This window comes from Streptomyces sp. CAU 1734, assembly GCF_039888735.1.
GTDB lineage: Bacteria > Actinomycetota > Actinomycetes > Streptomycetales > Streptomycetaceae > Streptomyces.
Genome location: NZ_JBDQQP010000001.1, coordinates 471,222 through 493,758 on the forward strand (window position 1 = coordinate 471,222; position 22,537 = coordinate 493,758).

General features: G+C 72.4%; 18 protein-coding genes, 1 tRNA gene, 1 other RNA gene and 1 pseudogene. 9 read left to right on the top strand and 12 right to left on the bottom strand.

Annotated features, from left to right (window positions below; all coding sequences use genetic code 11):
• Positions 1-278: 278 nt before the first annotated feature.
• The 4 genes from AAFN69_RS01925 to ffs form a co-directional block, all read right to left on the bottom strand.
• On the bottom strand, positions 279-1,973 hold the full coding sequence (locus tag AAFN69_RS01925) for a hypothetical protein (protein WP_347726437.1): 1,695 nt from the start codon (positions 1,971-1,973) through the stop codon (positions 279-281).
• 583 nt (positions 1,974-2,556) lie between these two features.
• A complete protein-coding gene (purD, locus tag AAFN69_RS01930; RefSeq protein ID WP_347726438.1) occupies positions 2,557-3,807 on the bottom strand; it encodes a phosphoribosylamine--glycine ligase in 1,251 nt (416 codons plus the stop codon).
• 79 nt (positions 3,808-3,886) lie between these two features.
• Complete coding sequence (locus tag AAFN69_RS01935) at positions 3,887-6,091, bottom strand: DNA polymerase III subunit gamma and tau (RefSeq protein ID WP_347726439.1); 2,205 nt, start codon at positions 6,089-6,091, stop codon at positions 3,887-3,889.
• An 86-nt stretch (positions 6,092-6,177) separates the two neighbouring features.
• Positions 6,178-6,276, bottom strand: an RNA gene (ffs, locus tag AAFN69_RS01940) — signal recognition particle sRNA small type.
• Between the two features lie 72 nt (positions 6,277-6,348).
• Here ffs and AAFN69_RS01945 point away from each other — a divergent pair.
• Both AAFN69_RS01945 and AAFN69_RS01950 read left to right on the top strand, forming a co-directional pair.
• Positions 6,349-6,436 (top strand) — tRNA-Ser (locus tag AAFN69_RS01945).
• Positions 6,437-6,587: 151 nt separating this feature from the next.
• A pseudogene (locus AAFN69_RS01950) lies at positions 6,588-6,697 on the top strand (VapC toxin family PIN domain ribonuclease); the annotation flags it as partial.
• A gap of 62 nt (positions 6,698-6,759) precedes the next feature.
• On the opposite strand, the gene AAFN69_RS01955 reads toward AAFN69_RS01950, so the two are convergent.
• Positions 6,760-7,374: a hypothetical protein gene (locus AAFN69_RS01955; protein ID WP_347726440.1), complete on the bottom strand. Its 615-nt coding sequence runs from the start codon at positions 7,372-7,374 to the stop codon at positions 6,760-6,762.
• Positions 7,375-7,763: 389 nt separating this feature from the next.
• On the opposite strand from AAFN69_RS01955, the gene AAFN69_RS01960 reads away from it, so the two are divergent.
• Positions 7,764-8,393: an NAD(P)-binding domain-containing protein gene (locus tag AAFN69_RS01960; protein ID WP_347726441.1), complete on the top strand. Its 630-nt coding sequence runs from the start codon at positions 7,764-7,766 to the stop codon at positions 8,391-8,393.
• Here the strand turns inward: AAFN69_RS01960 and AAFN69_RS01965 are convergent.
• Positions 8,382-9,830, bottom strand: coding sequence for a PLP-dependent aminotransferase family protein (locus tag AAFN69_RS01965; RefSeq protein ID WP_347726442.1), 1,449 nt, complete (start codon positions 9,828-9,830; stop codon positions 8,382-8,384). The genes AAFN69_RS01960 and AAFN69_RS01965 overlap by 12 nt on opposite strands.
• A gap of 40 nt (positions 9,831-9,870) precedes the next feature.
• On the opposite strand from AAFN69_RS01965, the gene AAFN69_RS01970 reads away from it, so the two are divergent.
• From AAFN69_RS01970 to AAFN69_RS01990, 5 genes are all read left to right on the top strand, one after another.
• A complete protein-coding gene (locus tag AAFN69_RS01970; RefSeq protein ID WP_347726768.1) occupies positions 9,871-10,371 on the top strand; it encodes a carboxymuconolactone decarboxylase family protein in 501 nt (166 codons plus the stop codon).
• Between the two features lie 171 nt (positions 10,372-10,542).
• A complete protein-coding gene (locus AAFN69_RS01975) occupies positions 10,543-11,901 on the top strand; it encodes an erythromycin esterase family protein (RefSeq protein ID WP_347726443.1) in 1,359 nt (452 codons plus the stop codon).
• A 37-nt stretch (positions 11,902-11,938) separates the two neighbouring features.
• Positions 11,939-12,115 carry a hypothetical protein gene (locus AAFN69_RS01980; RefSeq protein ID WP_347726444.1) on the top strand — a complete coding sequence of 59 codons (177 nt, stop codon included), beginning with the start codon at positions 11,939-11,941 and terminating at the stop codon, positions 12,113-12,115.
• A 160-nt stretch (positions 12,116-12,275) separates the two neighbouring features.
• On the top strand, positions 12,276-13,697 hold the full coding sequence (locus tag AAFN69_RS01985; protein ID WP_347726445.1) for a DUF2252 domain-containing protein: 1,422 nt from the start codon (positions 12,276-12,278) through the stop codon (positions 13,695-13,697).
• Between the two features lie 430 nt (positions 13,698-14,127).
• The gene (locus AAFN69_RS01990; RefSeq protein ID WP_347726446.1) at positions 14,128-14,718 is read left to right on the top strand and encodes a lytic polysaccharide monooxygenase auxiliary activity family 9 protein; all 591 of its coding nucleotides are present in this window, start codon (positions 14,128-14,130) and stop codon (positions 14,716-14,718) included.
• 226 nt (positions 14,719-14,944) lie between these two features.
• Here the strand turns inward: AAFN69_RS01990 and AAFN69_RS01995 are convergent, their stop codons facing one another.
• The 6 genes from AAFN69_RS01995 to AAFN69_RS02020 form a co-directional block, all read right to left on the bottom strand.
• Positions 14,945-16,132: a hypothetical protein gene (locus AAFN69_RS01995; RefSeq protein ID WP_347726447.1), complete on the bottom strand. Its 1,188-nt coding sequence runs from the start codon at positions 16,130-16,132 to the stop codon at positions 14,945-14,947.
• 170 nt (positions 16,133-16,302) lie between these two features.
• Positions 16,303-17,649 (bottom strand): MFS transporter, encoded by a 1,347-nt coding sequence (locus AAFN69_RS02000; protein WP_347726448.1) that lies wholly within the window; start codon positions 17,647-17,649, stop codon positions 16,303-16,305.
• 66 nt (positions 17,650-17,715) lie between these two features.
• Positions 17,716-18,297: a hypothetical protein gene (locus AAFN69_RS02005; RefSeq protein WP_347726449.1), complete on the bottom strand. Its 582-nt coding sequence runs from the start codon at positions 18,295-18,297 to the stop codon at positions 17,716-17,718.
• Positions 18,298-18,591: 294 nt separating this feature from the next.
• Entirely contained in the window at positions 18,592-19,857 is a 1,266-nt protein-coding gene (locus AAFN69_RS02010) for a hypothetical protein (RefSeq protein ID WP_347726769.1), read from the bottom strand.
• Between the two features lie 316 nt (positions 19,858-20,173).
• Positions 20,174-20,329, bottom strand: a complete 156-nt coding sequence (locus AAFN69_RS02015) for a hypothetical protein (RefSeq protein ID WP_347726450.1) — start codon at positions 20,327-20,329, stop codon at positions 20,174-20,176.
• Positions 20,330-20,563: 234 nt separating this feature from the next.
• The gene (locus AAFN69_RS02020) at positions 20,564-21,625 is read right to left on the bottom strand and encodes a helix-turn-helix domain-containing protein (protein WP_347726770.1); all 1,062 of its coding nucleotides are present in this window, start codon (positions 21,623-21,625) and stop codon (positions 20,564-20,566) included.
• Between the two features lie 271 nt (positions 21,626-21,896).
• Between AAFN69_RS02020 and AAFN69_RS02025 the strand changes: the two genes are divergently transcribed.
• Positions 21,897-22,502, top strand: coding sequence for a hypothetical protein (locus AAFN69_RS02025; RefSeq protein ID WP_347726451.1), 606 nt, complete (start codon positions 21,897-21,899; stop codon positions 22,500-22,502).
• The last annotated feature ends 35 nt before the right edge of the window (positions 22,503-22,537 follow it).

Below are 22,537 nucleotides of genomic sequence, written 5' to 3' on the forward strand. Positions count from 1 at the left end.
ACATGGCCGCCTGGCACGGGAAGGGGCGATTGCTCACCGCCCGCGCGCCAACCGGCCCCGGGCACGCGTGGCTTGCGGGCTTGCGGGCTTGCGGGCTTGCGGGCTTGCGGGCTTGCGGGCTTGCGGGCTTGCGGGCTTGCGGGCTTGCGGGCTTGCGGGCTTGCGGGCTTGCGGGCTTGCGGGCTTGCGGGCTTGCGGCAAGGTATACCGTCCGGGGCTCACCGGGGACATCCTCCGGAAGACCGTTTCCCCTCCCGCCCCCGCCTGCTTTCCTCCTCCTAGACCAGCCGGACGGGCTTCTCCGGACGGACGCCGACCGCGGTGAGCCAGGTGCGGAGGGGGCGGGCGTCTCCGTCGTCCGTGAGGCTGAGGACCTGGCCCATGAGGTCCGCGCAGCGGGTCCCCCGGATCAGCAGTACGGGCCCGTCGAGCCAGTCGAGGCCGGGTATCGCCCCCGCCGTGTCGACGGCGGCACAGCAGACCATCGCGATGACGTGGTCGGCGAGGAGCTCCCTGCCGGTGCGGGGCGTCTGGAGGGGGAAGAGGGGCAGGGGATCCGCTCCCCAGCCGTTGAGCGCGTCCCCCGGGCTCTTGGCGACGGGACCGCTCGTGTCGGCCGCCTGGCGGCCGGCCTCCTCGCGGGCCACGGCCGCGCTGATGCCGGCCGCGAGATTGTCGCCGGCGTCGGGGCCGGCCGCGGAGAGGTGTGCCATGACCCTGGCGAGAGTGGGGCTGTCGGGACCGGCGCCCGGCGGCCTGTCCGTCTCGATGCCCGGACCGCCGAGGTCGTCCAGGACCCGGTGGAGCCGGGCCGCCTCCGTCCGCCATTTGCGGTCGACGACTTCCTCCGGATAGTGCTGCCAGTCGACCGGGGACCAGTCGGTGCCGGTCTCGGCGGGTCCGCCGTGGAAGAGCCGGGCGGCGAGGAGGGAGGCGGCTTCGTCGATCGCGCCCGGTTCCTCCAGCAGATCGCAGGCGGGGCGCTCGCCGAGCCGGGAGGTGAAGCCCTCGGCGAGGCGGTCGCGGCGGGAGAGCTCGGTGAGCGCGGAGACCACCCCGGCATCGAGCCGGGAGGGCCACCGGCCCATGCGCCAGGCGGGCAGTGCCACCCGGGTCAGCAGCCGGTCCCAGCCGGCGTAGGCGAGGCCCACCTGTTCCTGGGCGACGATCCGCAGACCGTAATCGACCGTCTGGGCCCGCTCGGAGGCGGCGGCGGCGACGCCCCGTTCCATCTCCCCCGCATACCCCTGGCAGCTGTGCAGCAGCAGCCGGGAGACCCGGCCGACGAAACCGAAGGCCACCTTCCGCAGCGGCCGGATGGGCCCCTGACCGGGATCGGAGGCCACGGCGACAGCCGCGTCGAGCCCCCGGACGAACCGCCGGGCCGCGGCTATGTCGGGGTGCGCGGAGGGCGCCGTACCGGCGACGACGGGGGCGAGAAGGGCGCGCAGCTCGGCGACCCGCATCCACCACAGGAAGGGCGAGCCGATCACCAGCACCGGCGCCTCGGCGGTGCGGCGGCGGCCGCCGCCGCGTATCGCCCGGGGGAGCGCGTGGGCGGGGTGGCTGCGGTCCTCCAGCCAGCTGTCGCAGTCGGGGGTGAGGGCCAGCGCCGAGGGCGGCGGCACATCGAGCCGCTCGGCGAGATCCCTGACCAGCCGGTAGAGATCGGGGGCCGCCCGCTCGGGCAGCTCCACGGTGGGACTGAGCGCGGGACTGGCCCGCACGATCACGGCGGTGACCGCGGCGGCCAGCAGAAGCACCACCGCGGCGAGACCGCCGGCGACCCAGCGGGCGAGGTCCCAGCCCTCGCCGCGCATGTGCCCGGTGACACCGCCGGCGAACAGAATGACCGCGGCCGCCGCGGGCAGCAGGGCGACGGCGACCGCCCTGCCGCGAACGCGCAGCACCGCGAGCGCCCGTGACCGCGCTGCCCGCGCGCCGATCGACTCACCGATTCCGCTACCGGACACGGTCGGTCCTCACCCCCCTCTGCACTGCGACGGTGTAGGTCACTCCCCCACTGTGGCACTCACCACTGACATCGCAATGCCGGTGGGCCAAGTGCCGGAACGCCTGCGCCGCACCCTAGTTGGGCAGTCGGCGGGCGTCATCCGGATGGCGCAGCCGTCACCCGATGGAATGGCTTTGGGTAAAGGTGAGGACTGCTGTCGGCCAGTGTGGGCACGCTTTTCGGCCGCCGGCACCCGATCCGGGATCCCGCCCGGCGCGCCGCGTCCCCGCGTACCGGCGCCGGCCCTGCCGGACCCGCTCCGACCTGCTCCGACCTGCTCCGACCTGCGCGAACGGACCGATGGCCGCGATCCGGACCACCCGGCGGGAAGGCGCGGTCCGGCGGGTTCGGCCGGTACGGATTCGGCCGTACCCCGGATCGCGGCCGGTCCGCGGGCCCGCGCGCGGGCGGAGTCCGGGCCCGGGTCCGCTCCGCACGCGCTCCGGACGCGGGAGACCCCGTACTCCCGCACACCGGCCCGGACGCACGGAATCCCCGCCTCCCCGGTCGAAACGGGGAGGCGGGGACCGATGTGCCGTGGTTCAGCCCCCGGCGGCGACGCGGGCGATGTCGGTGCGGTGCTGGGAACCGTCCAGCCTGATGCGCCCGATGGCCTCGTACGCCCGCTCCCGGGCCTGCCGCAGGTCCCGCCCCGTCGCGGTGACGGAGAGCACCCGGCCGCCGGCGCTGACCACGGTGTCGCCGTCGTGCCGGGTCCCGGCGTGGAGGACGTACGCATGCGGCGCGTCCCGCTCCGCCACCTCGGCGAGGCCCTCGATGGGGTCGCCGGTGCGCGGGGTGCCGGGGTAGTTGTGCGAGGCGACGACCACGGTCACGGCGGCCTCGTCGCGCCAGCGCAGCGGCGGCTGATCGGCGAGGGTGCCCTCGGCGGCGTTGAGGAGCACGGCGGCCAGCGGTGTCCGCAGCCGGGCGAGGACCACCTGGGTCTCGGGGTCGCCGAACCGGGCGTTGAACTCGATGACCCGCACACCGCGCGAGGTGATCGCGAGGCCCGCGTACAGCAGCCCGGAGAAGGGGGTGCCGCGGCGGCGCAGTTCGTCGACGGTGGGCTGGAGAACGGACTCCAGGACCTCGTCGACCAGCTTGGGATCGGCCCAGGGAAGCGGGGAGTACGCCCCCATTCCGCCCGTGTTGGGGCCTTCGTCGCCGTCGAGTGCGCGCTTGAAGTCCTGGGCGGGGGTCAGCGGAAGAACGGTTTCGCCGTCGGTGATGGCGAAGAGGGAGACCTCGGGGCCGTCCAGATACTCCTCGATCACCACCCGCTCGCAGGCGAGGGCGTGCTCGCGGGCCTCGGCGAGGTCATGGGTGACGACCACGCCCTTTCCGGCGGCGAGGCCGTCGTCCTTGACGACATAGGGAGCGCCGAAGGCGTCGAGCGCCTCGTCGATCTCCTGGGCATTGGTGCAGACATAGCTGCGGGCGGTGGGCACCCCGGCGGCGGCCATCACATCCTTGGCGAATGCCTTGGAGCCCTCCAGCCGGGCGGCCTCGCGGGACGGGCCGAAGCAGGGGATCCCGGCGGCGCGGACGGTGTCGGCGACTCCGGCGACCAGAGGGGCCTCCGGACCGACGACGACAAGACCGGCCTCCAGGTCGAGGGCGAGCCGGGCGACGGCATCACCGTTCAGGGCGTCGACCGGGTGCAGCTCGGCGACCTCGCCGATGCCGGCGTTTCCGGGCGCGCAGTGCACAGCGGTGACGTCGGGGTCGAGGGAGAGAGAGCGGCACAGGGCATGTTCGCGGGCGCCGCCGCCGATGACGAGGACCTTCACGGCAGTCAGCCTAACCGGCGTGACGGGTTCCCCTGTACGGGCCTCCTAAGCGGCCCGTGCGGGCCGTTTGTGTCTTCCTCTATTCGTTGGTGTATTCCTCCACCACGGTCGCGCCCAGCTCGCGCACGATCAGCTCGTGTCCGGAGAGCGCGGAGTCGACGAGATCGGGGTCGTCGTCCTCGGGCACATCGTCCTCGGGGGCGACCGGGGGCGGGGTGTAGACGGGGGCGGGGGCGGGCGCGGCCGGTCCGGGAGCCGGGGTGTGCGCGGCCGGGGCCTGCTGAGCGGGGGGCGCCGGGGGAGCCGTACGGGCGGGCTGCGGCGGGGGCGGCACCTGGGCGGGGGTGTGCTGCGGGGGCCGGGCGCCGCCGTAACCGCCGCCGACGCCTCCACTGCCGGCGGGCGATCCGCCGACACCGCCGGAGGGGTCGACGAGCGCCTCGACCTTCCACTGCACATTGAACTGTTCCGAGAGCGCCTGGCGGAGCACGCTCTCGCTGCCGCTGCTGGTGAAGTTGTCCCGCGCTCCCGCATTGATGAAGCCGAGCTGGAGGGTGGTGCCGTCGAAGCCCGCGACCTGGGCATTCTGGCTGAGCAGGATCCAGGTGAAGCGCCGGCGGTTCTTCACCGCCTCCAGGATGTCCGGCCACATGTTGCGGACCTGTACGGCGCCGGGCCCCGCCGGGCCGCCGCTGGCCGCCGCGGGCTGCTGCGGCTGGGCGGGCTGCTGTACGGACTGCTGCGGCGGCTCCGGGGCCTGCTGCTGGGGCTGGGCGGCCGGCCGGGAGCCCTGGCCGGGGGCGGAGGCGGTGGGCCAGCCACCGGGCCGCCTGGCGGTGTCGCCGCCGGCGGCGGGCGCGGGCTGCTGCGGCTGGGCGGGCGCGGCGGCGCCCGGCCAGGCACCGGGCCGGGCCGCGGGCTCGGCGGCCGGAGCGGTGTCCGGCACGGGTGCCGGGGGTGCGACGGGGGCCGCCGGAGCCGCGGGCGGGACGGGGCCGTCCGGACCCGGCATATGGGGTGCGGCCTCGGGCCCGGGGACGTACCCCATGGCCGGAGCCGCCCGGCCGGGCTCCTGGGCCGGATACGCCACGGCCACCGGCGCGGGTCCCGCGCCCGCCGCGGCCGCGGCCCCGCGCTCCAGCCGGTCGAGCCGGGCCCGGACGGACCGCTCGTCGTCATAGGCGGCGGGCAGCAGCACCCGCGCGCAAATCAGCTCCAGCTGGAGCCTGGGCGAGGTGGCCCCGCGCATCTCGGTGAGCCCGCTGTTGACCAGATCGGCGGCCCGGCTCAGCTCGGCCGCCCCGAAGACGGACGCTTGCGCCTGCATCCGCTCGACCACATCGGCCGGCGCGTCGATGAGCCCCTTCTCCCCCGCGTCCGGCACGGCGGCCAGAATCACCAGGTCACGCAGCCGCTCCAGCAGATCCGCGACGAATCGCCTGGGGTCGTTGCCCCCCTCGATCACCCGGTCGACCACCTCGAACGCGGCGGCGCCGTCCCCCGCCGCGAAGGCGTCCACCACCGAGTCGAGCAGGGACCCGTCCGTATATCCGAGGAGCCCAGTGGCCATGGCATAGGTCACACCCTCCTCGGTGGCACCGGCGAGGAGCTGGTCCATGACGGACATCGAATCCCGCACCGACCCGGCACCCGCCCGCACGACCAGCGGCAGCACACCGTCAGCGACCGGGATGTCCTCCTTGCCGCACACCTCACCGAGGTAGTCGCGCAGCGTCCCGGGGGGCACCAGCCGGAAGGGGTAGTGGTGCGTACGCGAGCGGATGGTGCCGATGACCTTCTCCGGCTCCGTGGTCGCGAAGATGAACTTCAGATGCTCCGGCGGCTCCTCGACGACCTTCAGCAGGGCATTGAAGCCCTGCGGCGTGACCATGTGGGCCTCGTCGATGATGTAGATCTTGTACCGGCTGCCGGCCGGCCCGAAGAAAGCCTTCTCCCGCAGGTCACGGGCATCGTCCACGCCACCGTGCGAGGCGGCGTCGATCTCGATGACGTCGATGGACCCCGGTCCGTTCCTCGCGAGGTCGCGGCAGGACTGGCACTCGCCGCAGGGGGTGGGTGTGGGCCCCTGCTCGCAGTTCAGGCAGCGGGCGAGAATGCGCGCACTGGTCGTCTTCCCGCACCCGCGCGGCCCACTGAACAGGTACGCATGATTGACCCGGTTGTTCCGCAGGGCCTGCTGCAACGGGTCGGTGACATGCTCCTGCCCGATGACCTCGGCGAAGGACTCGGGACGATAGCGGCGGTACAGCGCAAGAGACGACACATCCACGAGGTTATCGGGACCCACTGACAACCGTCCCCGAACCACCACCGCACCCGGCTCCCCCACCGGCCTCCCCCTTGCCGGCAAACGCAAGCGCCCCCCACGCACCCGCCAGAGCCAACCTACCCTTGCTGCCTTCCGGCCCTGGGGGAGTTCAGTCAGATAGCGCCACGTGAGGGGCTCCGCACACAGTACCCGATGGCCGGGGGTGGGTACGAGTTCGCGAGCACCCTCCAGCGTCTTGTATTGTTTGCGGCGGAGGATTCGCCTAGTGGCCTAGGGCGCACGCTTGGAAAGCGTGTTGGGGGCAACCCCTCACGAGTTCGAATCTCGTATCCTCCGCCAGTGCCTCACCGGGCACTAACGTCGAAGGCCCCCATCGCGAGATGGGGGCCTTCGACGTTTCTCCGTCTCCCCTGGCCGGAGGCAGCGCCTCGATCTCGTACTCACTGCGGGCCGCCCCTCTTCCCCTCACAGACCGAATCAGCCTGTCCGGCTGAGCGGGGCACAGTTTCTGATCGACGCCAGCGCGCTCGCCCGATTCCTTCGCGGAGACGCCGAACAGTACGGCTGGGACCAAGCGGCAGCAGCCGGCTCGTCGCGACCTGACCCATCACCGAGCTGGAGTTCTCCTTACGCGGAGATCGAAGGCGAGACGGTGTGACCCCTCAGGGCCGAGCCCCCCGCCCCGCCGCCCGGTGCATGAGCGTGACGGAGAGCGGGCCCACCGCCAGGCGGTGCAGGGGTTCGAAGTCGAAGCGGGTGTAGAGCGGGACATTCGCCGGGTCGGCCGTGCTGAGGAAGATTCCGGCCGTCGGCGGGGTGTCGGCGATGAGGCGGTCCAGGAGGCGGCGGCCGGCGCCGCGGCCCGCCGCCGTGGGGGTGATGCCGATGAACTCCAGTACCCAGGCGCCTTCGGGTACGGCGGATTCGGTGGCGTGGAGATAGCGCAGGGTACGGCCCAGGGTGCGGGGGCCGCAGAGGGTGAGGGTGCGGGTGGCCCATCGGGCGCGGGCGCCGGGTGAGGGTGGGGTGGCGGGTGGGGTGAGGACGGCCGCGCCGGCCGGGTGGGTGGTCCGGTCGGTCAGGAGGTAGTGGCGGGCGCCGGGGACGGTCGCCTGGGCGTGGAGGGTGGCGGCGAACCAGCGACGGCGGGTGACGGGTGAGTCGCCGCAGATCCAGGAGACGGCCGGTTCGCGGGCGAAGGCGTCGGCGAGTACGCGGGCGCAGTCGTCCGGGGGCGGGGCGGGGTCGATGTGCCCGGGGGCGGTGGGCTCAGCCATGGTGGGTCCGTCCTGCGGGAAGTGACTCGAAGGCCGGGGCACGGCGCGCGGCGGTACTCCCCCGGGTGCTGTGCGGAGTCGGCGGGCGGGATGGACAAGGCAGCATGGACCGACAGTACAGACTGTAGGGGTGTACTGCCAGTACACCTCATGGGCGGGGCGCGGTCGTCCTCGCCGCGAGAGCCCGCGCGGGCGGAGTGGCGCGGCCTCGCGGAGGGGGCGCGGGGCGGCCCTCGCGGAGGGGGCGCGGGGCGGCCTCGCGGAGGGGGCGCGGGGCGGCCCGGACCGGTCCGGCTGTCAAAGTGCGGTGGATGTACGCCCATGGAACCAGGGCGAGTTGGGGCGCACGGCCGATGTGCGCACCGCCCGGGCGGGGTTGGCTTCGCCCCATGCGTATAGGAATTCTGGGCACCGGCAATGTCGCACGAGCACTCGCAACGGGCTGGCGCGATGCGGGACATGACATCGTGCTGGCATCACGCCAACCCGCCGAACGGACACATCTGGGCTTTGACGTCGTCGCGCTGGACGAGGTGACGGCCCGTGCGGACATCCTGGTGAACGCCACCCCCGGGGGCGTCTCCGTGGACGTACTGGAAGCCGCCGGGGCCGCCGGTCTCGCGGATACGGTGCTGGTCGACGTCGGCGTCGGGCTCTCCGACGACTACACCCTTCTCTCCCACCCCAACGACAGTCTCGGCGAGCGGATCCAGGCCGCCTTCCCCCGGATCCGCGTGGTCAAGACGCTCTGCACGATGGACTCGACCGTGATGGTGAACCCGGCGGACACCCTGGACGGGCCGGGCACCGTCTTCCTCTCCGGGGACAGCGCCGGGGCCAAGGAGATCACCGCGCGGCTGCTCACCGATCTCGGCTGGCCGGCCGGTTCACAGCTGGACATCGGGCCGATCTCCAGCGCCCGGGGACAGGAGCACTTCGCGCTCCTCTTCATGGGCATCGCACACGGCCTGGGCTCGCATGTCTTCAATATCCGGGTCGTCGGGCGGTCACATTCCTGAGGGCTCGGGCGGCAGGGCGCGGCACAGGGCCTCCAGTGCCGCGCCGTACGCGTGCTCGGGCGGTGCGGCGTACCCGACGACCAGGCCGTCCGAGGCGGGCTGCCCGGCGGCGGGGTGGCGGAAGGCGCCGAGGCCGTCCAGGGCGAGGCCCTGCCAGGCCGCCGCCCGCACAGCGGTGGTCTCGGTGTCGGCGGGCAGCCGCAGCACCGCTTGCAGCCCGGCCGCCGCGCCGGTGACCGCGACATGGGGCGCGTGTTCGGCCAGGGCGGCGACGAGGCGGTCGCGGCGCCGGCGGTAGCACTGCCGCAGCCGGCGGACATGCCGGTCGTACCGGCCGGACGCGATGAACTCGGCCAGGGTCAGCTGGTCCGGCACGCTCGCCCACGCCTCGCGTTCGCCCTTGGCCTCCAGGACGGGCGCGATCAGATGCGCGGGGAGCACCATCCACCCCAGCCGGAGGGCCGGGCCGAGGCTCTTGCTGACCGAGCCGAGATACACCACCCGTTCCGGATCCAGCCCCTGGACGGCGCCCACGGGTTCGCGGTCGTAGCGGAACTCCCCGTCGTAGTCGTCCTCCAGGATCAGCCCGTCGCGGGTCCGGGCCCAGTCCACCGCCTCGGCGCGGCGGACGGAGTGCAGCGGCCCGCCGGTGGGGAACTGATGGGCCGGGGTGAGCAGTGCCGCCCGTACGCCCCGGTGCGCGGCCAGCTCGGCCGTACGGGCGCCCCGCTCGTCGATCTCCAGCGGTACCGTGCGCACCCCCGCCTCGGCCAGCAGGCCCCGGTGGAAGCCCAGACCGTACGACTCCACGGCCAGCGGCCCGCGCAGCACCCCGCGCGCCCGGCCGCCGGTGCCGCCGAAGAGCAGCCGCAGGGCGTGGGCGACGCCGGAGCAGACCACGATCCGGTCGGCGGTGGTGCGCACTCCCCGGGCCCGGGAGAGGTATTCGGCGAGGGCGGCGCGCAGCTCGGCGCGCCCCTGCGAGTCGCCGGGGCCGAAGGCTTCGGCGGGCGCCGCGTTCAGGGCCCGGCGGGCGGCGGCGAGCCAGGCGGTACGGGGGAAGGCCGAGGCGTCCGGCCGGCCCTGCCGCAGATCGTGGACGGGGGACGGGACGGCATCCGGGGCCTTCTTCGGCACGCGTACGGGCGCGGGGGGCGCGGCGCGCTCGGCGACCCGGGTGCCGGAGCCCTGGCGGGCGGTGAGCCAGCCCTCGGCGACCAGTTCGGCATAGGCGGAGGCGACCGTGTTGCGGGCGATCCCGAGATCGGCGGCGAGGGAGCGGTAGGGCGGCAGCCGGGTGCCGGGAGCCAGCCGGCCCGCTCTGACCGCCTCCCGGAGAGCATGGGTGAGAGCGGCCTGGCGGCTGCCCGGTTCGGTGAGGTTCAGATGCAGGTCGGCGCCGATGCGCTCAGCGGAATTGACCCATGATTCCGGCATGAGAGTGCACTCTACCGGGGGTCTCTCGGGCCGTAGATTCATGGTCATGACGAACACCGCCGCACTCGCCCCCACCACTGCCGGAACCGCCCGGATCGACTTCGCCAGGACCGCGCCGAAGGTCTTCAGGGCACTGCTCGGCTTCGCCGACGCCGCCCGCGAGGGGCTCGATCCGGCCCTGGTCGAACTGGTCCAGATACGTTCCTCGCAGCTCAACGGCTGCGCCTACTGCCTGCACATGCACACATCCGACGCGCGGAAGGCCGGCGAGAGCGAGGAGCGGCTGCACATGGTCGCCGTCTGGAAGGACGCCGACCGGTTCTTCACACCGAAGGAACGGGCCGCCCTGGCCTTCACCGAGGCCGTCACCCTCATCGGGCGGGCGGGTGTGCCGGACGAGGTGTACGCCCGCGCCTCGGCCCACTTCGACGAGGAGGAGCTGGCCCGGCTGCTGGCCGCGATCCTCACCATCAACACCTGGAACCGGATCGCCCTCGCCACCGCGAAGGAGCCGGGTACAGACGAGCGCGCGGTTCGCTGAGGTTCGCGTTCCGCCAACTCGCCCTGATGCGTCGGCGAGTTGAGGTGGTGCCCGCTACACCACCGTCCGGGAGCCTGCCCGATGGCCCGGCGCCCCGGCGGACGACAGGGTTGGCGGGACGGGGAGAGATACCGCTTCCCCGCTCGCCGACCAGCCGAGGAGACCGTCCCCATGAGTCGAATTCCCGCCCGCCGGGGCCTGTCCGCCCTGCTCGCCCTCGCGGCGGCGCTGGGCATGCTGTCCGCCGCGCCCGCACTGGCGTCCGACGCGCCGGCGGCGGTACGGGCCCCGGCCGCGGCGCTCTCGGACCGGGGTGTCGTCGCCGGTCTGGAGCGGTACGCGCACCCGCTGCGGGCCACCGGGCCGGACGGCGGATCCAGCCGGGATCTGGCGGCCCTCGGGCGGATGACCCGGGGGGCCGGGATCGTCGGTGTCGGGGAGGTCACCCATGGGTCGAAGGAGGTGTTCACCTTCCGCGAGCGGCTGTTCCGGCATCTGGTCGCCGAGGAGGGGTTCACCGCGCTCGCCCTGGAGGCCCCCTGGTCGACCGGGGTCCGGCTGGACGCCCATATCCGTACGGGCCGGGGCGATCTCCGCACCATCCTGCGCGAGGAGTTCCAGGGCGACTACAAGTCCTGGCGGACGGAGGAGTTCTTCCGGCTCTTCAGCTGGATGCGGGAGCACAATCGCACCTCCGCCCGCCAGCTGCGGATCATGGGCAATGACATCGGCGATGTGGGCCGCGACCAGTACGCGCGGGTCCTCGGCTGGACGGCGGAACACCGGCCCGCGCTCCTTCCCGGACTGCGCGAGCGGTACGCGGGACTCCTCGCGCTGCCCGGCGGGCGGGCGGAGCGGATGAAGGCGATCGGCACGCTGCCCCGGGAGCGGAAGCAGGCCTTGGCCGACGACGCCCGCGCCGCGCACCAACTCCTGAAGGGGTCCGGTGCCGTGCACCCCCGGGTGCTTCAGGAGGCATGGGTCATCGCCCAGATGGCCGGCATGTACGCACTGGACGGCGCCGCGCTGCATCTCCACCGCGACCGGGCGATGGCGGAGAACACGGTGTGGTGGCAGCGGTGGACCGGGCGGAAGATCGTGGCGGCGGCGCACAACGGCCATGTCACCTACCGGTCGCCGTGGCCCGAACAGTATCCGGTGACTCAGGGGGAGTGGCTCCGCCGGCTGACCGGCAGCGGTTATCTCGCCATCGGCACCTCGGTGCACAGCGCCGGCTACCTGGCGGCGCACCGGGAGAGCGGGAATGTCGAGACCTTCGACACCGGACCGGCCGCCCCCGGCAGCAATGAGCACACCCTGGACCGGGTCCGCCACCGCGACTACTACCTCGATCTGCGCCGGGCGGGCCGGGACCCCGGCGCGGGCGGCTGGCTGAACACCGCGCGTCCCACCTTCCTCGTACCCGCGACCCATGTGCCCGAGGTGATGACCCGGCCGCAGACACTGACCGAGGGGTATGACGTACTGGTGCATCTGCACCGGGTGGAAGCGGCCGTGCCGCTCCGCTGATCCGCCGCCCCGCACACACGCCCAGGAGGGCCCGCTGATGAGGATCGCGCTGTGGCTGCTGTTCGCCGCCGCCATCGCCGGCAATGTCTATGTCAACAACTTCTCCGGCCTGGACGGCGGGGCGTATGCCGCCGCGCTGGCGGGGGTGGGCGTCGTCCTGCTGGCCTCGGGGGCGGGGCTGTGGCGGACGGCACCCAACCGGTCCACACGGTGAACGACGAGCCCGTACCCGACCGGCCCACACGGTGAACGACGGACAGCCGCTCCCGGCCCCGACCGACATGCGGGCGGGGGCGAGGCCCGGATAATGAGCAGGTGGGGCGGCCGGGCGGGCGCCGATGCCGGTTCGCGCTCTCGTACGGGAGGTGCACCCCATGACCAAGCACAGCGGCGTACCCCGGAGGCCGGACCACCGTCCCACTCCCCGGGAGCGGGCGGAGAAGGGCAGGGCCGCGCGCAAGAAGGTGCCGAGGTCGAGTCATGGTGTCTTCGCGCCGGACGCGGACCGGCGCGATCCGGTCGAGGTGATCGAGGAGCAGTCGGCCCTGCGGGTGCCGGAGCTGGTTCCGATCCGGTACGGGCGGATGACCGAGTCCCCGTTCCGTTTCTACCGGGGCGCCGCCGCGATCATGGCGGGGGATCTCGCCACCACCCCGGACACCGGCATCCGGGCACAGCTCTGCGGGGACGCGCATCTGATGAACTTCCGGCTGCTGGGCTCGCCCGAGCGGCGGCTGGTCTTCGACATCAACGACTTCGACGAGACCCTGCCGGGCCCCTGGGAGTGGGACGTCAAGCGGCTGGCCGCGAGTCTGGTGATCGCCGCCCGGGAGAACGGCTGGCCGGCGAAGGAGCGGGCGGTGATCGTCCGGGCCGCCGTCCGGTCGTACCGCGAGCGGATGCGGACGTACGCCGGTATGGGCAATCTCGCCGTCTGGTACGACCGGGCCGACATGGAGGAGCTCCGGCCGGTGGCCGATCAGCGCCTCGGCGCGCGGGGCCGCCGGCGGCTGACCGAGGCCATGACGAAGGCGCGCACCCGCGACAGCCTCCAGGCGTACGAAAAGCTCACCCGGCAGGCGGGCGGGGAGCGCCGCTTCGTCCCCGACCCGCCGCTGATCGTGCCGATCGAGGACGTGCTGCGGGGCGCGCCGCGCGATCTCCTCGTCCGGGAGCTCCACGATCTCGTCAACCGGTACGCCAAGAGCCTGTCCACCGAGCGGAGGCATCTGCTCCGGGAGTACCACCTGGTCGACATCGCCCGGAAGGTCGTCGGTGTGGGCAGTGTGGGGACGCGCTGCTGGATTCTGCTGCTCCTGGGCAAGGACGACGGCGATCCGCTGATCCTCCAGGCGAAGGAGGCGGACCATTCGGTACTGGCCGCGTACACGGGTGAGAGCGAGTACGACAACCAGGGGCGGCGGGTGGTCGCCGGGCAGCGGCTGATGCAGGCCGTCGGAGATGTGTTCCTGGGCTGGGACCGGGTCCGCGGGGCGGACGGCCGGCAGCGGGACTTCTATGTGCGCCAGCTGCGCGACTGGAAGGGCATTGTGACGCCCCAGATCATGGTCCCGCGCGGTATGCGGGTCTTCGGCGAGCTGTGCGGAGCGACCCTGGCCCGCGCCCACGCCCGCTCCGGGGACCGGATCGCCATCGCGGGCTATCTCGGCTCCGGCGATGTCTTCGACCGCGCGCTGGCCGAGTTCGCGGAGAGCTACGCCGACCAGAACGAGCGCGACCACCGGGCGCTGGAGACCGCGGTCCGCGAGGGCCGGGTGGAGGCCGCGCCGGCCTGATCCGGTCTGACGCCTGATCCGGTCCGGTCAGGTCCGATGCGGTCCGGTCAGGTCCGATACGGTCCGATGCGGTCTGACGCGGTCCGATCCGGCGGGACCGGGCGTCCGTCGCCGAGGCGGTGCCCAGGGGTGTCGGTCGTCCGTGCCCGAGGGCGGGTGGCGGCACGGGCGCCCGGACAGGCCGTGAAAACGGGGAACGGGGTGACCGCGGGCCGGCCGGGCACGCCGCAAACGCGAGGGAAACGCGGCGCGGCCGGGCGCCGTACACGGAGCAGACGCATTCTTTACTCAACAGGCGCGCACTCACGGGGACTTGGTCTGGACCTGGCCGTCGCAACGGGTCTACGCTCGAACTTGGTCTAGACCGCACTGCGTTGATCGCCCTCCCCCCATCACGGGCGACCCCCACACCCTCCCCCAGGAGCGAAGCATGCGCAGAAAGATCACTTCCGCCCTGCTCGGCCTCGGTATCCTCGGCAGCACCCTCGCCGTGGCCACCGGCAGTGCCCAGGGCCACGGCTATGCCGATTCCGCCATCAGCCGTCAGCAGCTCTGCGGCAATCGCACCGTGCAGAACTGCGGCCAGATCCAATGGGAGCCCGAGAGCGTCGAGGGCTACAAGGGATTCCCCAGCCGCGGGCCCGCCGACGGGCAGATCTGCTCCGGTGGCCTCGGCCGCTTCTCCGAGCTGGACGACCCGCGCGGCGGAGCCTGGCCCACCACCAAGCTCAATGCCGGGCAGAGTCACAGCTTCAGCTGGTGGATCAAGGTCCGGCATGCGACCACCGACTTCCGGTACTACATCACCAAGGACGGCTACAACCCCAACAAGCCGCTGACCAGGGCCGACCTGGAGCCGCAGCCGTTCCTCACGGTGCCGTTCGGCGGGGCGCGGCCGGATTCCGTGGTGCGGCACTCCGGCGTCCTGCCGCAGAAGTCCGGCAGGCACCTCATCCTCGGTGTCTGGACGATCGCGGACACCCAGAACGCCTTCTACGCCTGCTCGGACGTCCGGTTCTGATGCCGCACCGCCGCTGACGGCTCCCCCCGCCGCCTCCCCGGCACCCCCCGGCGGGACGGCCGCGCGGGAAACACACCGGCCCGTGGACACCCGCGGGCCGGTGTTCCGCGTTCAGGGCGGCACGGAATCCGCGGCGCAAACGGACGGCGGCCCGGTACGGAGCGGGTGCTCCGTACCGGGCCGCCGGATCGGGCCGGGCGGCTCACGCCGCGCGCCCCGGGTACTCCTAGGTGAAGTAGAGGTACTTCCAGGCGCTGCTGACGGTGGCGTTCACCGTGTCGCCCGAGGAGCCGTTGATGTAGGAGGAGCGCATCCGGAGCTTGAGGCCGGCCTGCTCGGGGGTGGTGAGCTCGACCACGGAGAGACCGCCCTCGACCGGGAAGTACTCCTTGAGCGCCGCGCGCCACTGACCGCCCGAGTACACCTGGACCTCGAACAGCTGCGAGCGGTTCGGGTACTGGTTCATCGAGGTGGTGAGCAGCGGCTTGGTCTTCTTGGTGAACCAGTGGTACTTGGTGGAGCCGATGTTCGCGGTGCGGTAGTGGCGGGCGACGGAGGTGACGACCTTCGCCTGGGTGCCGACCGTGCTGGTGACCGAGCGGTTCGCGGTGCGGGAGTCGCCGTCGAAGACCGCGGTGACCGAGGTGTCACGGGTCAGCTTGAACGTGCCCACGAGCTTGCCGGCGCTGTTGACCTTGCCGGACTTGAAGAGCGCGCGGGGCTTGTTGTCGCCGGCCACGTCCGCGTACAGCTTCACGGTGCGGTTCTTGTACGTCTTGCCGAGCGTCGCGGTGAACTTCACCGAGGCGCCGTACTTGTGGGTCTGCTTGTTCCGGTCGACGGAGAGCTTGACCGCGGTGCGGGAGACCTCGACCGTGTCCTGGCCGGCGGCCGGGTTGTGGGTCGCGCTGCCCGCGTAGGCGACGCGGTAGGTGACCTTGCCGCCGGCCGGCGGGGTGTCCTTGAAGGAGAAGGTGCCGTTGGCGGCGGTGGTCTTGGTGCCGAGGGACTTGCCCTTCGGGCTGTCCAGGTCGGTACGGGTGACCGTCAGCGCGGTCCCGGCCGGGAGGGCGGGGGTCGCGGTCAGCTTGCCGGTGACCGTCAGGGCCTTGCCCCGGACCGCCTTCGCCGGAGCGCTGACCGTCAGGGCCGTCTGCGCCTTGTTCGGGTCGTTGGAGACCCGCAGGGCCTTGGCCGGGGCGGCGGCGCGGCGCTCCGTGCTCTCGGTGGCGGTGCCGCCGGCACCGGCCGAACCGGCGGCGGGCTTGTTGAGCACCTCCGCCGAGAAGCCGCCGGCGGACGGGCCGGGGACGGGGCCGGCTGCCGCCGTGCCCGAGGCTCCGGCCACCAGGGCGACGGAGCTGAAGATGACGGCGAGAGCCGTACCGGTGGAAATGCTGTTGCGTACACGCACGGTGATGCGTACCCCCCACAGAAAAACACGCTGAACTCGACTGGAATGCCGCGCGGCTTCCGGAATGGCACTCTCTGCGCAAACCGGGGCGCGGCCCGTGTGACGGCAGCGTAAGCCATGCCACTGACAATCGCACAGTAATAGCGGCCCTCAAGGGCCTGTGGGGCCCGTCACCGGTCGTCGGCGGGCCGTGCCGGATTCCCTCCACGCCGACCGGCCGGGGAGGAGGGCAGGGCCGCGGCCAGGGTGAACAGCGGTACGAGGACGAGGAGCAGGATTCCGCCGCCCAGGGCGAGCAGGTGGAAGCTGCTCACCGCGACCACCACTCCGGAGAGCATTCCGCCGGTCGCGCCCACCACGAGGATGCCGAAGTCGACCGTGCTCTGCCCGGTGGCCCGTCCGGAGGCCGGAAGGGCGTCCGTGACCAGGGCCGAACCGCTGACGAAGCCGAGATTCCAGCCGATGCCCAGCAGCACGAGGGCGAAGGTCAGACTCGCCGCGGAGTGCGGCGGCGCGAAGGAGGCCAGCAGCGCGGCGGCGAGCAGGGTCGCGGTGGAGAGCGCGGCGGTGACCAGTCGGCCGAGCCGGTCGGCCAGATATCCGGAAACCGGTGACATCAGATACATCGCGCCCAGATGGAGACCGATGACCATCCCGGCGGTGCCGGTGCTGTGGCCGTGCGCCGTCATGTGGATCGGGGTCATCGTCATGATGGCGATCATGACGAGCTGGCAGAGGACCATCACCGTCACCCCGATGACCAGCACTCCGCGCGGGTCGGTGGTGACGGTGGCGCCCCCCGAAGCGGCCGGGGCGGCGGGCGGAGCGGCCTCCTCCTCGGGCCGGTCCCGGGCGATCAGCAGCGGGTCGGGCCGCAGAAAGGCCCCCAGGAAGAGCGCCGCGGCGGCGAACGCGGCGAACGCCAGCAGAAAGGGGCCGGCCAGCCGCGGGACACCCCAGCCCGCCGCGAGATCGCCGGTCACCCCGACCAGATTGGGGCCCGCGATGGCCCCGGCCGCGGTGGCGAAGAGGACCGTGCCCAGCGCGCGCCCGCGCCGGGCGGGCGAGGCGAGATCGGCCCCCGCGTACCGGGCCAGCATGATGGAGGCGGTCCCCGCGCCGTAGACGAAGAGGGCGGGGAGCAGCAGCACCACACTGTCCAGCACCGTGGCCCCGACGACCGCGAGGCTGCCGGCCGCGCCGACCGTGTACCCCAGGGTCAGACCGCGCCGGCGGCCCCGGTCGCGGCAGCTCCGGCCGATGCCCACCGAGCCGAGCGCGGCGCCCGCCGCGAAGAGCGCGCTGGGCACCCCGGCCAGGCCGGTGGAGCCGAGCATGGCCTTGGCGAGCAGCGGGCCGATGGTGAATCCGGCGGCGAGCGCGGCGCCGCTGAGGATCTGGGCCACCACCAGCACGGTCAGGATGCGCCGCTGGGCGGGGTGTTCGGCGGTGGGTACGGGGCCGGGGGCCGCCGCCTCGGAGGGCGGCGGGGACGGGACCGGCGGCCGGGGGCTCATGGACTGGCTCCTCGTGTCATTCCCCATGGGCGGCGGCGGCCGGCCCGGCGGGCCCGTCCGGGCGGGTCACCGCGCGTTCTCGGGCTGGAGGTCCGCGATGTCCGACAACGGCATCCGCATCCGCTCGTGCAGGAAGCGGACGATCGTCCAGTGCGGCAGCGCGCCCTCGTCGAAGGGGCCGAACTCCCAGCAGTAGAGGGGAATCCAGCGCAGCGCCTCCTCGATCGAGCGCTCCCGGCCCGGCTCCTGCTGATAGGCCTCGTAGCCGATGCTGCGGTGCTCGATGAAGAAGCCGCCCGGCAGCCGCTCCTCGCACAGGGCACGGTACTCCCGGGTCTGGAGGATGAGGTAGTGCCAGATCTCGTCTATGTGCTGCTCCACCGGGAGGAAGAGCCCGCTCAGTTCGGTGCGGTGGCTGGAGATGAGATAGAGGTACCGCAGGCATTCGAGCACCTGGCGCTCGACCTCGGCGGGGGTCTCGCCGGTCTGCCGGACGAAGTACTCCACGACCTCGGTGTGCAGGGTCTCACCGAGCAGGGCGCGGAGTTCCTCCGCCGAGATCGTCCGGTGCGCGGGCCGGGTGGCTTGCGCGGCCTGGGCGGCCTGGGCGGACGACACCGTTGTCTGCGGGGCTGTCTGGGTGCTCATGGGGGTCTCCCGAGTGGTCTGGTCGCGGCGGGACGCCGTCACCGGGCGGGCCGGACGGCCCGGCTCCCGGTCGCTGCCGGGTTGCTCCCGGCACCGCCCGGCGGCTGTCGGACGGCTGTCGGGCGGCTCTTCCGGGTGGTTCCTCCGCGCGGTTCTCCGGCGGTGCCCGGTCCTCAGTTCTCCGTCTGCTTCTCCGTCGTTCTCCGTCGTTCTCCGTCGTTCTCCGTCGTTCTCCGTCGTTCTCCGTCAGCTCCGTCGTTCTCCGTCGTTCTCCGTCAGCTCCGTCGTTCTCCGTCAGCTCTCCGTGACGAGCCAGGCGTACTTCCCGGAGGCCCCGATCGGAATGTGCGTACGGTGTTCGGCGACGCACCGCGTGCCGGTGAGCTCGCCGAGATGCTTCTCCAGGGCGGTCCGCTCGTCCGGATCGAGCGGGGTGCTGTCGAAGGTGGTGTGGAGCAGCCGGAATCCGTCCCGTCCCCCCGTGTGCAGCTGGGCGAGGAAGATCCGCGGGGAGGCGGCCGAGACGCAGTCGTCCAGGTCCCCCTGGGAGACCGGGCCGCCGGCCGTGGTCAGGAGTTCCTTCTCCCGGCCGCAGAAGCGCGTCACCTTCGCCGGGTCCGGCGAACCGTCGAGGGTGCGCACGCAGTCGCCCGAGCGGTAGCGCACGAGCGGCATCCAGGGGTTGCGGACACTGGTCACGATCAGGCTGTGCAGCCTGCTGCCGGGCGCGACCGGGATCAGTTCGAGGCTCATCCGGTCGAGATACGGGTGGTAACGGCCCTCGCGGTCGCCGTAGTAGAGATAGCCCAGCTCGGTGCTGCCGAAGAGATCCACCACCGGGCAGTCGAGATGGCGCTCCAGATAGCGCCGGACATTGACCGGGGTGTACTCGTACGCCGTGACCACGCTCGCGGGCTGCGGGAAGTCCTTCCACAGCCCCCAGGCGACGGCCTTGCGCACCAGCTGTGCCAGATGCGGGCCCGAGCAGTCGAGGTGGTACCCGCCCTGCGGATGGGACATCCGCTCGGTCCGGATCTCCGCGATCATCCGGTCGACGTCCTCGCGGCTCCAGAGCGCCGGGTCCAGCCGCAGATTGAGATAGACGGTGCGCTCGTCGAGCCGGCGGTCCTCCAGCCGGGGCACCGCGGGCGGGGCCGGCTCCGGTACGCCGCCGGCCTGTCCGGGCGCCCGTTTGCGGGCGTTGATCCGGGCCACGTGCTCGGTCGCCAGCACGGTGGTGAGCGAGACCCGGCGGCAGCCCTCGTGCCAGGTGGCCGCGATGTCGGGGTGCTCGCTCCACAGCCGGTAGTACGACTTCAGCAGGAAGTACGGGGGCCTGATGATCTGCATCCGGGCGTGGTTGGTCCCGGTGGAGAGGACGAACTCGGCCTCGCCCGCCTCCAGCGCGGCGGCGAGCCGCGGTGTCATCCAGTTGTCCGGAAATCCGCGGGCTATTTCCGGCTTCTCCAGAATGGGGAAATGGCCTTGCTCGATCGACGGGCGATAGAGAGGAATATCTCTTATCAGGTCGATGGTGCCGGAGTCGGGCTGACCGTCCACGGTGACGTTCACAGTGACCTTCCATCGGCGGAGGGCAAGGCGATTCGGGGTGCGGACACGAGGAATACGAGAGATACAGGGATTACGGGAACCTGGATCCGGTGGGGCGAATTCAGGCACGGGTATGCACGGCACCGGTATTCGCGAGTGTTTGGCCGGCGCGGTCTTCTTCCGGTGCGCGGCGCTCCCGGCAGCCGATTCGCCGGGTGATGGGGGCACCCGTCAGAGGAGCGGATCGGACGGCCGGGGGCCGACGGGTCCGGGCGGCGGTGGGGAAGTCCGCCGTCCGGACCCGTTCAACCGGTCAGGCGGCCGTTCAGGAGATGCAGCCGGCCTTGGGCGCGGCGCTGATACAACCCGCCTTGGCGCTCGCGCTGATACAACCGGTCTTGTCTCCGGCACTCGCCGAATTGGCGGAGTTCCATGCCTGCCAGATGTCGTCCTGGGCCATCTTCTTGATGAGCTGTTCCATTGCGGACCTCCGGTTGTTCGGGGCTGCGGCTGGGGGGCCGCACTTCCGTTTCCTGGAAGTTAAGAGTTGGCAATGTCCAAGTCAATGGATCTTGAATGAGAGAACACTCATTCAGGGAGCCTCCTTCATGGGGACATTCTCATGTTTCCCCTCCGGGAGGCGTGTTGGAAGGATGTGTGACGGCCTCCCCGGGCCGGCCGGGGAGGGGAGGAACAGGGTGCACGGGCCGGCGTACTAGAGCTCCTGATCCGGCCAGCCCAGCAGCCGGGCCCCGATCACCGCCGTCTGAAGGGTGTAGCGGTGCACCGGATTTCCCGGATCAGCGCCGGTCAGCCGGTGGATCCGGTCCAGCCGGTAGGTCACCGCGCGCACGCTCAGCGAGAGCCGCCGGGCCGCCTCCGCCGACACGCACCCGGTGTCGAAGTACGCGCTGAGCGTGTCGAGCAGCGGCCGGGCCCCGCCGCGTGCCTGCTGAAGCGGGCCGAGCACCGATGTCACCAGGTCGGACATGGCCTGCCGGTCCCGGGTGAGCACGGGATAGACCAGCAGATCGGCGGCGTGCAGCACCGGCGCCTCCAGCGCCATCCTGGCGGCCAGATCGAGGGCGTTGAGGGCTTCCTCGTACGAGTGGACCACCCCGCCCGCGCCCGAGTGCGCCCGGCCGATGGCCACCCGGCCGCCGCCGGTGGCCGCGTACGCCTGCTTGGCGAAGAAGTTGAGCACATCACCGTGGTCACCGGGGGCGATGCAGATCAGCCGGCCCTCCTTGGTGGTGAGCAGGATCCGCCGGTTCCCGAAGCGGGCCCGGAGCGCGGACTCGATCCCGCGCGTGACCGGGAAGCCGTCGTCGTACGGCTCGGGCCCCTGGGCCACGGCCACCGCATGCGCGTGGGAGAGCAGCAGGCCGAACCGGACCGCGCGTTCGGCGAGCCGGCCGAGGTCGCTGCGGCCGTGCAGCAGATCGTCGATGAACTCCCGGCGGGCCGCCTCCTCCCGGCGGACGGCGAGGCGCTGGGCCCGCTCATGGCCCTCGGCGAAGGCGTCCACGGCCTGTTCCAGCGCGGTGAGCAGATGGCCGGTGGCCGGAAGCGGAAGCTCCGGGCCGAGTTCCCGCGCGGTGGCGAGCTGGGCGCGTACCAGCGGACGCAGTCCGACACCGGCCTCCGCCGCCCGCTCCCCCCGGGTGCGCAGCGACTCCAGCTCGTCCCTGGTCAGCCGCCGGCCGGTCGCGCAGGCATTGGCCAGGATCTGGGTATACCCCTCCAGATACTCCTCGGATATCCGCTCGACCGCCATGACCATCCCCCGCTTCTTAACGCGTTCCTGACGCCTCCGCGCCCCAGGGTGCCATGTCCACCGGGGGCGGTGCCCGGCATTAAGAGCGCGTAAAGATTGCCGGATTACGGCAGTGCGAACCTCCGTTCACCTCTGCCACGATGCAGCGGGCAGCCGGAGTGCAGGGCGTGGAGAACACCCTCCCTGCCGGGGAACGGAAAGTTCCGGTGGCGGCGGGCGTATGGCCGCCGCACCGCGGTGCCGTGGTCATCGAGCAGTGGGGGGACGGGCAATGGAACGGTTCATCAACGCTCTCGCCGGGTTCCCGACGGTGCTCTTCACCGCCGCGCTCGTGGTCGTCGTCGTCTTCTGGCTGCTGGTCGTCATCGGCGCCGCCGAGCACGACGGCTTCGACGCCGATGTGAACGCCGGCGCGTTCGGTCTCGGCGGAGTGCCCGTCTCGGTGGCCGGATCGCTGCTCATCGCCATCGCCTGGTTCCTCAGCCTCACCGGCTCCCTCCTGCTGCCGGACGGCGGCCGATCCGCGACCGGGCATCTCCTGGGCGCGCTGCTGCTGCCCACCGCGCTCTGGTGTTCCCTCCGCGCCACCCGGCTGATCATCCGGCCGCTGGCCAAGCTCTTCCCCGACGAACCCGGGCCGTCCCGACAGGACTTCATCGGGCAGACCTGTGTGATCCGCACCGGACGGGTCGACGGCGTCTTCGGCCAGGCGGAGGTACGGGCCCGGGACGGCTCCGCGGCCGTGGTGCAGGTGCGCCGGAGCGAATCCGACGCCGCGCTCGCCCTCGGCGGCACCGGGCTCCTCTACGCGTACGACGAGGCCGGGGAGTTCTTCTGGGTCGCGCCGTTCGACACGGCGCTCGACCCGACCGCCTGACGGTTCCGGGCACCGCGGGGGAGCACGGGGGACGC

Excerpts from the sequence above, each read along its gene's own strand:
- AAFN69_RS01955 (WP_347726440.1), bottom strand. The coding sequence starts at position 7,374 with ATGGCTGAGCCCACCGCCCCCGGGCACATCGACCCCGCCCCGCCCCCG.
- AAFN69_RS01960 (WP_347726441.1), top strand. The coding sequence starts at position 7,764 with ATGCGTATAGGAATTCTGGGCACCGGCAATGTCGCACGAGCACTCGCA.
- AAFN69_RS01965 (WP_347726442.1), bottom strand. The coding sequence starts at position 9,830 with ATGCCGGAATCATGGGTCAATTCCGCTGAGCGCATCGGCGCCGACCTG.
- AAFN69_RS01970 (WP_347726768.1), top strand. The coding sequence starts at position 9,871 with ATGGTCATGACGAACACCGCCGCACTCGCCCCCACCACTGCCGGAACC.
- AAFN69_RS01975 (WP_347726443.1), top strand. The coding sequence starts at position 10,543 with ATGAGTCGAATTCCCGCCCGCCGGGGCCTGTCCGCCCTGCTCGCCCTC.
- AAFN69_RS01980 (WP_347726444.1), top strand. The coding sequence starts at position 11,939 with ATGAGGATCGCGCTGTGGCTGCTGTTCGCCGCCGCCATCGCCGGCAAT.
- AAFN69_RS01985 (WP_347726445.1), top strand. The coding sequence starts at position 12,276 with ATGACCAAGCACAGCGGCGTACCCCGGAGGCCGGACCACCGTCCCACT.
- AAFN69_RS01990 (WP_347726446.1), top strand. The coding sequence starts at position 14,128 with ATGCGCAGAAAGATCACTTCCGCCCTGCTCGGCCTCGGTATCCTCGGC.
- AAFN69_RS02000 (WP_347726448.1), bottom strand. The coding sequence starts at position 17,649 with ATGAGCCCCCGGCCGCCGGTCCCGTCCCCGCCGCCCTCCGAGGCGGCG.
- AAFN69_RS02005 (WP_347726449.1), bottom strand. The coding sequence starts at position 18,297 with ATGAGCACCCAGACAGCCCCGCAGACAACGGTGTCGTCCGCCCAGGCC.
- AAFN69_RS02015 (WP_347726450.1), bottom strand. The coding sequence starts at position 20,329 with ATGGAACAGCTCATCAAGAAGATGGCCCAGGACGACATCTGGCAGGCA.
- AAFN69_RS02020 (WP_347726770.1), bottom strand. The coding sequence starts at position 21,625 with ATGGCGGTCGAGCGGATATCCGAGGAGTATCTGGAGGGGTATACCCAG.
- AAFN69_RS02025 (WP_347726451.1), top strand. The coding sequence starts at position 21,897 with ATGGAACGGTTCATCAACGCTCTCGCCGGGTTCCCGACGGTGCTCTTC.